Annotated in this window: 1 protein-coding gene; it reads right to left on the reverse strand. The window is 64.8% G+C overall.

Annotated elements, in window-relative coordinates; all coding sequences use genetic code 11:
• Nucleotides 1-510: YceI family protein (locus tag ACV22Z_RS35720; protein ID WP_448080938.1), on the reverse strand; the 510-nt coding region annotated here is incomplete at its 3' end.
• Between the last annotated feature and the right edge of the window lie 69 nt (nucleotides 511-579).

The following is a 579-nucleotide window of genomic DNA, read 5'->3' on the forward strand; positions in this document are numbered from 1 at the left end:
CGACGTGTCCTTCCACTCGCCGGTGCCGACGTTGAACGCGGAGCGCCTGATCGGCAGCACGCCGTCGAAGCTCTGCGTCGCGCCGTTCTGCGTGATCGTGACCGGCACCGTGACGGTCTCGGCCTTGCCCTTGATCGTCAGCTTGCCGGTCACGTTGTACTTGTTGCCGCCCGCGGGCGCGATCGCCGACGACACGAAGGTCGCTTGCGGATAAGCCTTCGCGTCGAACCAGTCCTTGCCGGCGACCTGGTCGTTGTACATCTTGTCGCCGATGTCAAAGCTCGCAATGTCGATCGACACCTGCGCGGTGCCCTGCGCGGCCTTCGCCGGATCGAACTTGATCTGCGCGGCGAACTTCTTGAACACGCCTTCGGTCGGCACGTTCATCTGCTTCGACACGGCGGACACCTTGCTCTTCGCCAGATCGACGTCGGCGAGCGCCGCGCCCGACGCGGCAAGCGACACCGCGGCGAACGCGGCCAGCAGGGGGCGGGAGAAAGACACTTTCATGGGATCCTTCATTTGGCAAAGGGGAGCATCCGCGACAGCAGGCCGTCACGGTCCAGCAACTGGTGCTTG

The organism is Burkholderia sp. PU8-34, assembly GCF_053427725.1.